The following is a 14560-nucleotide window of genomic DNA, read 5'->3' as shown; positions in this document are numbered from 1 at the left end:
GAACAGTAATATGATTTAATAACAGATAAATTAACTCATAAATCGTAAATTGCAAATATTAATGGTAATTCTTATAAATTAAAAGAGGCTAAGTGCGACTAGAGAATTAATAAAAATTGATGAAATAGCAAAATGAAAGGATGCATGTGATATGGAAATACAACTCAATAGGCTAGTGGAGCATTTTGCAAGAACTTCTTTTCAAGTAAAAAATGTTTATCACTATAAGATAGAGCCAGGAACGACTGGATGTCAGAAATCAGCGCCGTTCCCCGGTTTTATCTTTCCATTGAGAGGAAAGGCACAGTTCCATTTTAACGGTACACCGTATCTGGCAGGCGTGGGTAATGTAATCCACGGCGGTGCAAATATGAGTCTTGATAAGCGTGTAGTAGGGAATTCGAAATGGGAATACATCACTGTATTGTATGACATTCACGGCCTTGAATCAGATGATATTTACATGCCTGATACACATTTTGAACTTACCGTCGGGCAAAGCCCACGTTTGATAGAGTTATTGCAACGTTTATTTAAGGCTTTTAATCAACCAGGTGCACTACCTGTGTTTCAAACGGAAACTCTGTTCCGCTGTATTTTAGAGGAAGTTTTTGTCTGCGGCTGTAATCAAGGGAATAATAGTACACAGGCTTTATTTGAGCATGTATCGTCCTATATTCATGATAACTATATGGACACGCTGACGATACGTGAATTGGCCGAGCAAAATGGCGTCAATGAAAATCGATTATACTATGTTTTCAACAAATATGCGGGCATGGGACCTGGTGATTACCTGATGGCGTATCGACTCAATCGGGCGAAAAAGTTGATAATTACTGGTGATGCACCAGTATATGAAGTGGCAAAAAACGTAGGTTATACCGATGCATTATATTTTAGTAGGATATTCAAGAAACGGTTTGGTCTTCCCCCAAGCACGTTTCGGGAAAAATTCAGGAATAATCCATATGGAGTTCAAGATTATTCTATTCCAATGTAGAAATTGTTTTGCTATACTAACTTTTATAAAGTTAGTCAAGGCAAACTATAATTTTAAACTATAATCTTAATTGGAGGAATGAATAATGAAAAAACTCATGGGACTAATTGTTTCTCTGGCACTTTTTATGGGATTGCTTGTCGGTTGCACCAATAGTACAAACACTCCGGAAAGTACGTCTACTGTAGGGGACACAAGCACGTCAGAGACAGTGCAGCCAAGTGGAACTTCGGAAGAAGAAGTTGGATGGCCGAGGACTATTAGGGATGCGGTGGGAAATGAAGTTCTTTTAGAAGAGCGACCTCAAAGAGTAGCGATTCTTCACTCATTGTATTTAGAATATTTCTTTGCTTTAGAAACGCCTCCTATTGCATCTACAGGTTCTTCAACGGGAAATGCTATGAAGGCTTTGGAAGAATGGGAGACGCTTAAACCATATGAAGGAACAGCCGATATTATAGACTTAGGTAGTTCTCGTGATTTGAATTTAGAGGCAATTTTAGAAGCAAATCCAGATGTTATTGTTACGTTCAAAGGACATGTAGATAAAATTTATGACCAGCTGGTTCAAATTGCTCCTGTAATCCAAGTGGATTTCGATGCCCCTTGGCAGGAACAGACAATATCTTGTGCTGAAATTATTGGGAAAGAAGCTTTTGCTCGAGACTTTATTGAAGAAACTGAGACAATTATTTCTTCAGCAAAGGATAAGTTAGGTAAATACAGTGATAAAACAATTGCACTTTTCCGTACAGACGGAAAATCATTTTTCTCACGTGGTAACAAGGGTTATTACGAAACATTTGGAATATCTAAGCCTAAAGGCTATCCGGATGATTATGGAACCATGTCCTTGGAGGCTGTTGCTGATATGAATCCAGATTATATAATTTTTCAGAACTTCATTGAAAATACACAAACGTTAGTGAAATCTCAGGAAGATTCTTTAGTATGGCAAAAACTTAATGCTGTAAAAAATGGACATATTTTTTATTTTGATGATTCTCTCAATACATTTGGGCCTCTTGCCATGCGACTTACGGCTGATAAACTAGTACAGATATTTTCAGAATGATGGCGTTGGTAAATGGCATTGCCTCCATATGGCTTAGGGATTTTTGAGGATTCGAGCCACATGGAGGCTTCTTGTATTTGAGATTCCCATTGGTATTATGTGGTGATTATCAATATACCGTATTTCTTATATATTTTGATAAAAAGCAAAGGATAATGAAAGGATGATGAATATGAACAGTATTGTGTACTTGAACCAATACGATATTCAGTACTTAACGATTGAGGAAAAGAAGCAGAAGGATGCATTAGGGGGGATGTACCAATGAAGAAAATTGCGATTTATGGCAAGGGTGGAATTGGTAAATCTACCACCGTATCCAATGTGTCGGCGGCCATGGCCGCTATGGGGATGACAGTTCTGCAAATTGGATGTGATCCCAAGGCTGATTCCACCCGCAACCTAACAGGAGGGAAAAATATTCCTACTGTGTTAGATACATTAAGAGAAAATGGAGATGCAGAACTTGAAGATCTTGTGGTGAAAAGTAGTACTGGTGTGCTATGTGTGGAATCCGGAGGACCTGTACCAGGGATAGGGTGTGCTGGACGTGGAATTATTACGGCTTTTGAAAAACTAGAGGAATTGGAAGCCTATGAAATTTACAAGCCGGACGTGGTGCTTTACGATGTATTGGGAGATGTAGTATGTGGAGGATTTGCAATGCCCATCCGAGGTGGATATGCTGATGAAGTATGTATTGTCACTTCTGGTGAGATGATGTCCCTCTATGCAGCGACAAATATTTCTTATGCAGTCAAGAGTTTTGGAAAACGTGGATATGCTTCACTGAGGGGACTGATTCTCAATGCAAAAAACATCGAGGGAGAAAACGAGCTTGTAGATAAGGCGGCAACGGAGATTGAAACAAGGGTCATTTATCGACTGCCTCGTGATCCGTTTGTACAACAAGCCGAGGCACAGGGTAAAACTGTGGTAGAAGCTTTCCCAGATTCTGATATGGCAATGCATTATAAGGCACTTGCAAAACTATTGATGGAGGGAGGAAAATGTCTTGAATGAGCTTAAACATTTGAAGCGACTGTCAATGGTTAAATCTAACACTGGCATAAAGTTTCTGACACCTGCTGTTTCTCCTGGTAATCATTGTCCTATGCGTATTGCGTCGGTGATTGTGGAGGATATCGAGGGGCTTTCATCCTTACTTGTGGGAATGCAGGAATGTACTACCCATTCGCGACTTTTCAGCCCTAAGCCAGAAGGAGAGCATGGTGAGCTACATTGGTTATATGTATTGGACTCCCATGAGGTAGTGTTTGGATGTCGAGATGGTCTAATAGACGCCCTCAGAAAAATGGATAAAGCTGGAGCAAAGGCAATCTTGTTGATTGTAACTTGCGTTCCAGAGTTGATTGGAGAGGACATTGAGGGGATTATCCATGAAGTGCAGCCTGAATTGTCTGCACCCATTACCTTCGTGATGCTAGGGCAGTTCAAGAATATTAGCTATCCTCCTGGTTCATGGAAAACCATGGAGGCGTTAGGTAGGTTGATGGATGTGAAGGAAAGGGATTCTAACTGTGTTAATGTGTTGGGGCGTGCACCAGAAGAAGAACATATCTCTATGCCATCTTTGTTACCTGCACTTGCAGAGAAAGGCATTTCTTTGCGTTATATTGCACCAGGTGCTTCTCTAACTGATTTTCAAAGTGCACCAGATGCCGCACTAAATTTGGTGGTGTCACCCTATACTCAGCCCCTTGCCGTTAAAATGGAGCGGGAATTTGACATACCGTATACTGCTCTGCATAATCTATATGATGTAGAGAGCATTGACAAAGCCTATGCAGGTCTTGCAGAACGTTTTGGATTTTCCTGGGATGATATATTTGAAGAAGAACGTCAGGAAGCTATTGCTTTGCAGAATCAAGTAAAGGAAATGGTAAATGGACTTCGATTTGTGTTATCTACTAGAATTGACATGCCTATTCCATTGTCCATCTATCTTTCCAAGCTTGGTATGGAGCCTCTGCTTTTGCATTTAGAGGAATATTATCCGGAGGACAGGATCAATGCTAAAGAACTTATTGCTATGGGTCATAATCCGTGGATTTGTAGAATGGTAAATGCTGAAGTTGATTTATCAGTTTTGGAAAAGTTAGCTCCAGATATATGTTTTGGGTATTTGTGGAGTACTAACAAGACCATTCCTTGTGTATCAGATATGTTTGATTTTTATGGACAAGTAGGTTATGGAAGAACAATTAGTTTATTAAGAAGAATTTTAGGCGTGTTAGATGAAATAGACGCGTCAAGGAAAGGAGGGATTGAACATGGGGCTACATCGATTTAAGCCGCTGCCTTCAGGACGCATGGGTATTTTTTGGACACTTGCTACAATCCGTGAAGCCGCTCTTGTAGAATTCGGATGCATGGGGCACATGTTATATAGCGGTGTAACGCTAAAACGTGCAGGTGTACATGATGCTTGCAAGCTTTACTCCACCCATATAGATGAAACGGATATCGCTCTTGGCGGCACAAGTAGACTTAATCATACTATTGCCAATGTAGTAAAGAATGATAATCCACGAGTGATTTTTCTGCTTCCTTCCTCTATCCCTGAGATGATCGGGACGGATATTCCAGCTCTCTGTGAGGAATTACAGCCGAAATATCCTGGAGTTCGCTTACTGCCTTTTGGGTATGGAGGTTTTGATGTTATTCAGCATCGTGGTGTACAGGAGGCTCTTTTACTGCTAGCAAAAACTTTACCGGTGGATACTGAAAAGACACCTCAACCAACCTTTAATATCATAGGCTCCTGTGCCGATCTATTCCGCTTTCAGTCCGATGCCAATGAACTAGTTCGTATTATGGAAGGTACCTTCGGCATGAAGCCACTGTGCGTAATGACTTCGGATACATCTGTTGAAGAAATTGAGAACATGGGAGGCGCACATATCAACCTTGTTATACGGCAAGAGGGCGAAGCTACAGCAAAGCATCTGCAAGAACGGTTTGGTACGCCTTATCTTTTGGGGAGGCCTTACGGTATTGAAGGAACTATACGATGGATTGAGGAAATTGCGGAAATATCCGGCATGACTGCCAATGTCGATTTCATCAAGGTAGAGCGGAGAATCTCTAGGAAACGGATTGCACCCGTAATGCCAAATTTCCAACATATTGTAAGATCACACGCGGATGAAGCCATATTATCTTTGGGAGGACATGCGGATGTGGTCAGGGGTATTCTTTCTTTTGGATGCAATGAACTTTCTCTTTTCAAAGGAACCTGTTGGTGTGACTGCCCTCATATGGGAAGTGAAGACATACCCTATTTTTCAGAAGACCAGTGGGTACCTGTAGTACAGGAACATAAGAAGGGCTATCTCATGGCCAGTGGTGAGGTACTGGAGTGGGCGGGACTCAATAGAGAACTTCAAATTTCAAATCCCGATACAAAATGGCACTTGCATCCCTATGAACCGCCTTTTATGGGATTTCGCGGTGCTGTTCACCTAGTAAATCTGTGGATCAACGAAGAGATTGATGATTGATAACAGGAGGACAGGTATTTTAAAAGAAAGAGCTAGTAAAGAGGGATAGAGGACAATTAAGAGATTGGATAAATTTACTATAACAATACCATCTTTAGTAGACATGCTGTGTAACCCCAAAAACTGCCGCTAATTTAGCATCCTAATTTTGTATTAACCTACAATATATTATATAATAAAAGTGTAAGAATATATTAAGCCTAATAATAAATCTATTGGGGGTACTCACTATGACTGAAGATAATATTATGAATATTGTGGATATGAGTCCAGATATTGCAAAACTTATTATAGATCATTTAGATGGTGTTGTTATAACTGATCCACAAGGTCGGTATGTATATGTAAATGAAGCCTGGTCTGAGATGATGGGTGGGATAAGGTTGGAAGATATAAAAGGTAAATTTGTTCGTGATATGATTCCTGAAACAAAGATTGATTTTGTACTTCAGTCAAAGAAACCAGTTACAGGACATGTTGTTATCTCAAAAGGACCTACTAAAACAGAATTATTTTCAACTTATATACCTATAATCAAGGATGGAGAATTAGTTGCAGGATTTATTCACGTTATCATAAGGGGTATGAAAGGTGCCGTAGATTTTTCTTCAAAAGTTAATAGCATGCTTAATCAGATTGAATATTACCAGGAAGAATTAAGAAAAATTAGGGGTGCAAAGTATTCAATAGACAATATTATTGGGAATAGTTTAGAGATTAAACAAATGAAAGATATTATAATCAATGCTGCAAGATCAAACTCTACTGTATTAATTGAAGGTGAAACAGGTAGTGGAAAAGAACTTGTTGCTCATTCTATACATGATTTGAGCATGAGATCTTCTGGACCTTTTGTGAAAGTAAACTGTGCAGCTATACCAATAGAGTTACTAGAATCTGAATTTTTCGGATATGATGATGGTGCTTTTACTGGAGCTAAAAAAGGTGGTAAAGAAGGTAGGTTTGAAATGGCAAATGGAGGAAGTTTATTTTTTGATGAAATTAATCAGATGCCATTAGTATTGCAGCCAAAGCTTCTGAGAGCTTTACAAGAAAGGGAAATAGAAAGAGTAGGAGGAAGAGGAAGTATTCCAATTAATGTTAGAATTATTGCAGCTTCCAATGTTCCTTTAGATAAAATGGTTAAAGAAGATAAATTTAGAAGTGATTTATTTTATAGACTAAATGTTATAAAAATAGTTATACCACCTCTTAGAAAGCGAAAAGAAGATATTCCATTAATAGTAGATAATTTATTGGATAAGTTAAATTTTGAATTAGGTATGAGTGTACCTAGCATATCTGATGAAGCTAAGAGTAAACTTATGGAGTATAATTGGCCAGGTAATATTAGAGAACTACAGAATGTAGTAGAAAGAGCTATGAATATGTCCTGGGGGGAGGCTTTAGAATGGAAACATTTTAGTGATTATTTTGAAAATAAGAAGCTTCATAAATATTCTAAAATAGAACAAAATACTGGATTTCTAATTAAAGATATGAAAGAAAAATTAGAAAAAGAAACGATAATTAAAGCTCTTAGTAGCTGTAAAAATAATAAGACTCAGGCAGCTAACATTCTTGGAATATCTAGAACTTTACTGTATAAGAAAATGGAAAAATACGACATATATAAAGGATAAGATGTAAACAATTATTTACGTAAACTTATGTTTACACATATATTAAACTTATGCTATTACAGTGATTGATAGATAAAAAATTAACAATCGTAAACAATTGTTTACAAATCGAAAATATGAAGTTTGGAATTATAGAGGTGAAGCCTTGTAATTCCAAGCTTCTTTTTTTATGAACAAATTGGCATGGTATTTGCAAACTTTATATTTGAGTAAATAATTCTAGCAAGGAGGAAAATATGAAAAATGCAGTTATAGTTTCTGCTGTCCGTACTCCAGTAGGAAAGTGTAGAGGAGTATTATCATCAGTAGAACCGTATAAAATGGGGGCAGAGGTAGTCAAAGAAGCTGTTAAAAGAGTTGGAATAAGTGTTGACTCAATAGACGAAGTTATATTTGGAAATCTAATGGGACACGATGTAAACAACATGGCGAGAATGGTTGCTCTTGAAGCAGGTATACCTATTGAAAAACCCGCTCTAACAGTAGATAGACAATGTGGTACTTCTCTTAATGCTATTGCATTAGGTGCAATGATGATTCAATTAGGAGAAGCAAAAGTAATACTTGCGGGAGGTGTTGAAAGCGATTCACGTAGACCTTATGTGATGTTAAAACCTGAAGTGGGATATTCTACAACTCCACCAAAGTTTTCTGAAGAATTAAGGCTTTCACCTGAGCATATTGGAAATCCTAATATGGGTATTACAGCAGAAAATCTTGCCCAAATGTATGATATTACAAGAGAAGAGCTGGATATGTTTTCTATTAATAGTCATAAAAAGGCTTCTGAAGCAGCTTCAGAAGGACGATTTGTAGAGCAGATATTACCTCTTGAAGTTGATTTAGGAAAGGGAAAGAAAATTATTGTATCAGAGGACGAGTCTATAAGAAAAAATGCTAATCTAGGATCTATGGCTAAATTGAAACCAGTGTTTAAGAAAGATGGAGTAGTAACAGCAGGCAATAGTTCTCCAATGAGTGATGGAGCTGGAGCGGTAGTTATTATGGAGGAAGAAATGGCAAAATCTCTTGGACTGGAGATCTTAGCTAGATACAAAGCTTTTACTGCCGTAGGTTGTGATCCAAATATTATGGGAATTGGTCCAGTACCTGCTACAAGAAAAATTCTTGAGAAAACCAATCTTAAATTAGAAGATATTGATTTAATTGAACTAAATGAAGCTTTTGCTGCACAAACTTTAGCCTGTGTAAAAGAACTAGGAATTGATGAAGATAAGTTAAATGTTAACGGAGGCGCTATAGCTCTTGGACATCCTTTGGCAGGAACAGGCGCTATATTGGTAACTAAAATGGTTTATGAAATGAAGCGTAGAGATGCTCATTTAGGATTAGTAACCTTCTGTTGTGGAGGTGGACAAGGAGTAGCTATGCTGCTAGAAAGAGATTAAAGTTTATAAAAGGAGGAGTAAAAATGGCAAAAACTATTATTACTGTTGCACCAACTGGTGCATGGCCTACAAAGAAAGATAACCCTAACGTTCCTATGACACCTAAAGAGATTGCAGAGGATGTATATGAATGTTATAAAGCGGGGGCTGCAATTGCACATCTTCATATGAGAGATGATGAAGGCAATGGCACTATGGATAAAGCAAAATTTGAGGAAACAGTAGCACTTATTAAAGAAAAATGTGATATTGTGATTAACTGCACAACTTCTGGTGATTTAAATGCTACAGATGAAACAAGACAAGCTCATTTAAAAACTATTAGACCAGAAATGGCATCGTATGATTGTGGATCTATGAATTGGCAACATAGTTCAGTATTTTTAAACACACCGAAGTTCCTAGAAGAATTAGGACTAACTATGCAAGAATACGGAGTTAAACCAGAAATTGAAATTTTTGATGCAGGTATGATTTATAATGCAGAGTACTATGTGAAAAAAGGTATATTAAAGGCACCTGTCCATTATCAGTTTGTTTTAGGAGCAGCGGGGGGAACGGCTGCCACTGTAGAAAATTTAGTTTATTTAAAGAGTTTAATACCAGAAGGATCAACTTGGTCTGCATTAGGTATTGGTAGGGGACATATGCCAATTATATTAGCTGCCATAGCGATGGGTGGACATATAAGAGTAGGTATGGAAGATAACATAATGTTTGCAAAAGGTCAATTAGCAGAATCAAATAAACAATTTGTTCTTCGTGCAGCAAATATCATAAGAGAAAGTGGCAATGAAGTAGCTACTCCAGATGAAGCAAGAGAAATATTAGGATTAAAAAAATAACTTTACAGAAGGAGAATGAATAATGAAAAAGATTATTGATTTAAGCATTTCACTAGAAAGTGATTTACCAAGTGATCCACCAAATCAAAGACCTCAAATAGTATATAATAATCATAAAGATACTGCTGAAGAAATGGCAAGTTTCTTTGGAAATGCGACAGTAGACGATTTGCCAGATGGAAATGGATGGGCAATTGAATTTGTAACATTATCAACTCACACTGGAACTCATATTGATGCACCATATCATTTTTATCCAACCATGAATAAAGGGGAAAGGGCATGGACCATTGATGAAGTACCTTTAGATTGGTTTTTTGGACATGGGGTTGTAGTAGACTTTAGGGATAAGCCAGATGGATATAAAGTAATGAGCAAAGATTTTATTGATTATTTTGCAAAGATTAATTATAAGTTAAAAAAAGGAGATATCGTTCTAATAATGACAGGTGCACCTCAATATTGGGGAACAGAAAGATTTTTAACTGCTGGTTGCGGAATGAGTAAGGAAGCTACTTTGTGGTTAATTGATCAAGGTGTCAGAGTTATGGGAACGGATGGATGGAGCTGGGATAGACCATTACCTCTAATTGGAGAGGAGTTTAATCGTACAGGAGACAGTTCAATTATTTGGGAAGGACATAGGGCTGGTATGGATGAAGCTTATCTTCATATAGAGAAACTTACAAATCTTGATAAACTACCAGTAACTGGATCTGAAATAATTTGTCTTCCAATAAAAATTAAGGATGCTAGTGCAGGGTGGATTAGGGCTGTTGGTATAGTAGAAGAATAATAAGGATATATAACACTTCAAATTTATACAATTAGTATTTAAAATAAAATCTAAGAGGTGGAATAAAAATGGATGTGCAAGTTATTTTTAGTATTTTATTTGTTATTTTTGCTCTAATAATGATTGGAGCAGGAGTTATTAGTAAAAAGTGGGTATCCGATGCTTCAGACTATATATTAGCAGGTAGGGAAGTAAGCCTATTAATAAATATTATGGGAGTAGCAGCTATAGGATTTGCTGGTACAACTGTATCTTTAGCACCAGGATACTCTGTTTTATATGGGATTAAAGGTTCTCTTACATGGGGAATTATATATTCTGCATTAGGTCTTATATTCTATGGATTAGTATTCTCTAAATTTATTAGAGTAAATGGAGCCCAAACACTTCCAGAGTACTTGGAAATGAGGTATGACAGTAAAGTAAGAAATGTAGTCGCTACTGGTACTATTATAGGCCTATGTGGAATCTTGGCTAATAATATTATGTCTGTAGTTGGTATAGTTTCTGGATTTGTAGGTTGGTCACAAGGAGTTGTTCTTGCAATAATCTTTGCTATAATTCTTGCATTTACCTATATTAGTGGCTTGTGGGCAGCAACAATAACAGACTTTTTCCAAGTATCCGTTGGTATAATAGTCGTTCCTTTATTCTTAACAATGGCTGTAAAAAAATATGGGGGAATAGAATTTCTACAATCTCATTGGGGAGGAGCCAATGTATTTACAGAAGGAATTACAGGTGGAAGTATGGAAATTATGTCTTTACAGTATCCCAGTGCATTGACTTTTATCTTACTTTTCGGAGCTGCTTTAGTTTGGGGTAATAACTACTACTGGATGAAAATTGCTTCTTGTAGAAATGAAAAGATTGCAAAGAGATCATTTGCTATAGCAGGGGTATTGTTAATTACAGTATTTATGATTCCTCTTGCTTTCATAGGTGCATATGCTGGAGCAGTAATGCCTGAATCCTTTACTCTTGGTGGAGGAAAAATGTTACCTACAGCAGCATATGGAGTATTTGCAAGTTTATTTCCACCCTTTATTTCATCATTTTTTATTATTGGTTCTGTAGCTGCATCTATCTCTACAGCATCCACAGCTGCAATAGGAGCATCATCAACTGCTACTAGAGATATTTATCAAAGGATGATTAATCCTAAAGCAGATGCTAAGACAACATTAAGGGCAAGCAAGATAATAATGTTACTTGTTGGAATATTAACATGGGCATTATGTTACTTCCCGGGAGGACCAACTTATTTATTTGCATTTGCCAATGCTTGGTTAGTACCACCTGCAGTATTACTTTGTTTCGGAGCTATTTGGCCTAAATTTAATTCAAATGGAGCATTATGGGGTGTTTTAGTAGGAATGTTAACAATGGCAGCTTTAACACTTACAGAATTATTAGGAATTTTTAGTGTTGGTAAATGGACTCACCTTGCAATTATAGGATTTGTAGTAACTGTTATAGTGGGTGTAATAGCTTCTGGAATGAAGCCTTCTAAGTATTATGGTCAAGCAGATTGGAATTTCAAGGTAAATAAAGGTAAGAGAGAAAAAGTTACATTAAATGAAACTGATATTTCTGTATTAGAGTTAATAAGAAATGGACATAAATATATGGCAGATATTACAGATGCATTAGGAGTAGATTCAAAGACTTCCAATTCATCTATTGAAAAATTAGACCGTGGTGGTTATATTGAAAGAGCTGGTCTTATAGGTAGTAAGTTTTATGAGTTTAATGTAACAGAAAAATCAAAGGATGTACTGCCACAATTAGATAAAAAAGAAGCAGAAATGAACGAAGATGGATTAAATAAGTTATATGTTGGGCTATTAAAGACAGCTGATGAATCATCAAAAAATGTAGGTCAATATATTAAAGATCAAAAATGGAAATCTTTAAAGGTATCAAGTGTTACTTCACATTTGACAAGACAAGGTTACATTATTGAAAAAGGATTGTTTAAGAGAAAAATTGTTGTAACACAAAAAGGTAGAGAAGCCATAAAAAAATATGCTTAATTTTATAATATTGAATAATTAAAATTACCAATAAAAAAAGTCGTCTATTTTCTAAGATTGTGTTAAGTATAACTAAAACGATCCCTGGAAAGGACGACTTTAATCATTAAGACTATAAAATTAATCTATTGAATGCTATAATCAATATGGATTAATTATTAAAATAATCTAGGCAAATTGTAAATTATAACTTCCTATACTATTATAATAAATAAGACAATACTGTTTGAGTTATATGTTAGATGTGAGTCTACTAAGAACAGCAATATATTTAGATATCTATATAAATGGGAAAGTAAGAGGGTTGGATTTTGCTAAATTGCTTAGAATTCTTATTGATACTTAAAAAAGGGGGGAGACTTAATTGTTAAATACATATGGTTTAGATCCTAATTTTCTTATATTTTAGGAGTTCCATAGCAACATTTATTAGATTTATATATTTATAATTTGTTTTTCTATAAAGTTATTTTCAATATTTTTTCTACTTTATTTTTTGTTCATAATACGGTATCTTCCAATGACCTTTCTATTTTTTTAGTAAAACTTGTAGATTATATTTCCACTATATATAAATTAATTTTATAATTTCTAAAATCATTATTTTCCTACGGTTATTTGAATTTTTATATAAATCATAAATATATTATTGAGTTAGACCAATATATAGTTGCTAGAATTATAGGCTTCAATGAAGCTGGAAAAGCACATTTATAAAAAGCTTTGTAAGATAACTTCTACTTATAAGAAGAAGTTTAGAATAATTTTAATAAGTCAAAGATAACTATTTGAGCAGATTTAAATTTACTATATTACATTAAATTTTATATTTCAAGATTATAGTTATCATTATAAAAAAATTACAGATTTAATTTTCAAGTTTAAATGTATTTTAACTTTAATGACTAGGTTTATAAGTATAAAATTATTTTATGTTATGATATAACTCCAAAGAAAAAGACTTAGGTTTGTAATAAGAAATTGGAAGAATTTGATAAGTTCTTTTTTATGATTATTATTCCAATTTTTTATTAAAAGATAATATAGGATTATAAAAAAGAAATAAGTTGGCTGACTGAGAAATTATAAACTTTATATTAAAAACAAGTAAAAATCAATAGATCATTTTAGTTATTTAACTTATATTTTCTTTAAATTGCGAAATGCATCTAAATATGAATGAAAAGTTGGATTAAAATAAAATGAAGAAGTATCTAATTCTTATATTTAAAGATAATGGAAAGGCGTTTAATTAAAATAAATTAGATACTATTAAAAATAAAAAATGATTAATTTCAATAAAAGAACAAATTAAGTTATTGAAAGTATATACTTTTCTAAAATAATCTGAAAGAGATTGAAATAATAATTAGAATATTAATGAAAGAGGGAGATTATTATAAATATTTTATTAATAGATGATCATGCATTATTTGCAAAAAGTTTAAAAATTGTATTAGAAAATCATCCTAAGATAACTACTTTTAATATAATAGATGATATAAACAAAGTAATATACTTTATTAAAGAAACAAAAATTGATATCGTATTGATTGATATTGATTTACGAAATATAAGTGACGAAGATGGGTTATTATTAACAAAAAAAATATTAACTGCGATGCCAGAAACAAAGATTGTAATATTGACAGGACATGATTTACCTGTATATAGAATGGAAGCAAAAAAAATAGGTGCAAAAGGATTTGTAAATAAGAATATAGAACCTAGTGATCTAGTTAGTATTCTTATTAAAATCAATAATGGAGATATTTATTTTCCATATGATGATATATTATTAGAGGAGCTTACTGATAGTGAAAAAAAAGTTTTACAAAAATTATGTAGTGGATATAAAAGAAAAGATATAGCGAATATGTTATATATAAGTGAACGAACAGTATCTAATCATATACAATGTATTTTTAATAAATTGAAAGTTAATTCGGCTATTGAAGCAATAACTAAAGGAATTCAACTTGGATATGTAAAACCTAGGTGGAATAAATTTAGAATATTATTATAGATATTATCTATGCTTGAAGTATGTTTGATTATCTTTATTTATATTAAGGAAAAATTACGTGAATTACTCATGCATTTTTTGGGATAATTTGATATTTTTATATTACATAAGTAAAGAAGGGGAATAAAGGAATAAAAGACAATATAGTATCAAATATGGATGGAAAGATTAATAAAATTTTTGGATAAAGTATTTATCTAATC

Annotated in this window: 11 protein-coding genes; all 11 read left to right on the top strand. The window is 34.5% G+C overall.

What is annotated here, in order from left to right; all coding sequences use genetic code 11:
- Window positions 1-151: 151 nt before the first annotated feature.
- The 11 genes from KQI42_RS00540 to KQI42_RS21140 all read left to right on the top strand — a co-directional run bounded on the left by KQI42_RS00540 (window position 152) and on the right by KQI42_RS21140 (window position 14357).
- Window positions 152-1003, top strand: a complete 852-nt coding sequence (locus tag KQI42_RS00540; RefSeq protein WP_216515707.1) for a helix-turn-helix domain-containing protein — start codon at window positions 152-154, stop codon at window positions 1001-1003.
- 85 nt (window positions 1004-1088) lie between these two features.
- Window positions 1089-2078, top strand: a complete 990-nt coding sequence (locus KQI42_RS00535; RefSeq protein ID WP_216515705.1) for an ABC transporter substrate-binding protein — start codon at window positions 1089-1091, stop codon at window positions 2076-2078.
- Between the two features lie 264 nt (window positions 2079-2342).
- Entirely contained in the window at window positions 2343-3101 is a 759-nt protein-coding gene (locus tag KQI42_RS00530; protein WP_216515703.1) for a nucleotide-binding protein, read from the top strand.
- Window positions 3094-4392: a nitrogenase component 1 gene (locus KQI42_RS00525; protein ID WP_216515701.1), complete on the top strand. Its 1299-nt coding sequence runs from the start codon at window positions 3094-3096 to the stop codon at window positions 4390-4392. Before KQI42_RS00530 ends, KQI42_RS00525 begins: the two co-directional genes overlap by 8 nt.
- Window positions 4373-5602, top strand: a complete 1230-nt coding sequence (locus KQI42_RS00520; RefSeq protein ID WP_216515700.1) for a nitrogenase component 1 — start codon at window positions 4373-4375, stop codon at window positions 5600-5602. Before KQI42_RS00525 ends, KQI42_RS00520 begins: the two co-directional genes overlap by 20 nt.
- A 230-nt stretch (window positions 5603-5832) precedes the next feature.
- On the top strand, window positions 5833-7245 hold the full coding sequence (locus KQI42_RS00515) for a sigma-54 interaction domain-containing protein (protein ID WP_216515699.1): 1413 nt from the start codon (window positions 5833-5835) through the stop codon (window positions 7243-7245).
- Window positions 7246-7481: 236 nt separating this feature from the next.
- Window positions 7482-8654 carry a thiolase family protein gene (locus KQI42_RS00510; protein ID WP_216515698.1) on the top strand — a complete coding sequence of 391 codons (1173 nt, stop codon included), beginning with the start codon at window positions 7482-7484 and terminating at the stop codon, window positions 8652-8654.
- A gap of 23 nt (window positions 8655-8677) precedes the next feature.
- Window positions 8678-9499 (top strand): beta-keto acid cleavage family enzyme, encoded by an 822-nt coding sequence (locus KQI42_RS00505; protein ID WP_216515697.1) that lies wholly within the window; start codon window positions 8678-8680, stop codon window positions 9497-9499.
- A gap of 22 nt (window positions 9500-9521) precedes the next feature.
- Window positions 9522-10295 carry a cyclase family protein gene (locus KQI42_RS00500; protein WP_216515696.1) on the top strand — a complete coding sequence of 258 codons (774 nt, stop codon included), beginning with the start codon at window positions 9522-9524 and terminating at the stop codon, window positions 10293-10295.
- Between the two features lie 68 nt (window positions 10296-10363).
- Window positions 10364-12331, top strand: a complete 1968-nt coding sequence (locus KQI42_RS00495) for a sodium:solute symporter family protein (RefSeq protein WP_216515694.1) — start codon at window positions 10364-10366, stop codon at window positions 12329-12331.
- A gap of 1393 nt (window positions 12332-13724) precedes the next feature.
- Complete coding sequence (locus tag KQI42_RS21140) at window positions 13725-14357, top strand: response regulator transcription factor (protein ID WP_343231632.1); 633 nt, start codon at window positions 13725-13727, stop codon at window positions 14355-14357.
- Window positions 14358-14560 lie beyond the last annotated feature (203 nt).

This window comes from Tissierella simiarum (assembly GCF_018917865.1).
Taxonomy (GTDB): Bacteria; Bacillota; Clostridia; order Tissierellales; family Tissierellaceae; genus Tissierella_C; species Tissierella_C simiarum.
This window is presented reverse-complemented; position numbering and strand designations above follow the sequence as displayed.

Excerpts from the sequence above, each read along its gene's own strand:
- KQI42_RS00495 (WP_216515694.1), top strand. The coding sequence starts at position 10,364 with ATGGATGTGCAAGTTATTTTTAGTATTTTATTTGTTATTTTTGCTCTA.
- KQI42_RS00540 (WP_216515707.1), top strand. The coding sequence starts at position 152 with ATGGAAATACAACTCAATAGGCTAGTGGAGCATTTTGCAAGAACTTCT.
- KQI42_RS00530 (WP_216515703.1), top strand. The coding sequence starts at position 2,343 with ATGAAGAAAATTGCGATTTATGGCAAGGGTGGAATTGGTAAATCTACC.
- KQI42_RS00515 (WP_216515699.1), top strand. The coding sequence starts at position 5,833 with ATGACTGAAGATAATATTATGAATATTGTGGATATGAGTCCAGATATT.
- KQI42_RS00500 (WP_216515696.1), top strand. The coding sequence starts at position 9,522 with ATGAAAAAGATTATTGATTTAAGCATTTCACTAGAAAGTGATTTACCA.
- KQI42_RS00535 (WP_216515705.1), top strand. The coding sequence starts at position 1,089 with ATGAAAAAACTCATGGGACTAATTGTTTCTCTGGCACTTTTTATGGGA.
- KQI42_RS00520 (WP_216515700.1), top strand. The coding sequence starts at position 4,373 with ATGGGGCTACATCGATTTAAGCCGCTGCCTTCAGGACGCATGGGTATT.
- KQI42_RS00505 (WP_216515697.1), top strand. The coding sequence starts at position 8,678 with ATGGCAAAAACTATTATTACTGTTGCACCAACTGGTGCATGGCCTACA.
- KQI42_RS00510 (WP_216515698.1), top strand. The coding sequence starts at position 7,482 with ATGAAAAATGCAGTTATAGTTTCTGCTGTCCGTACTCCAGTAGGAAAG.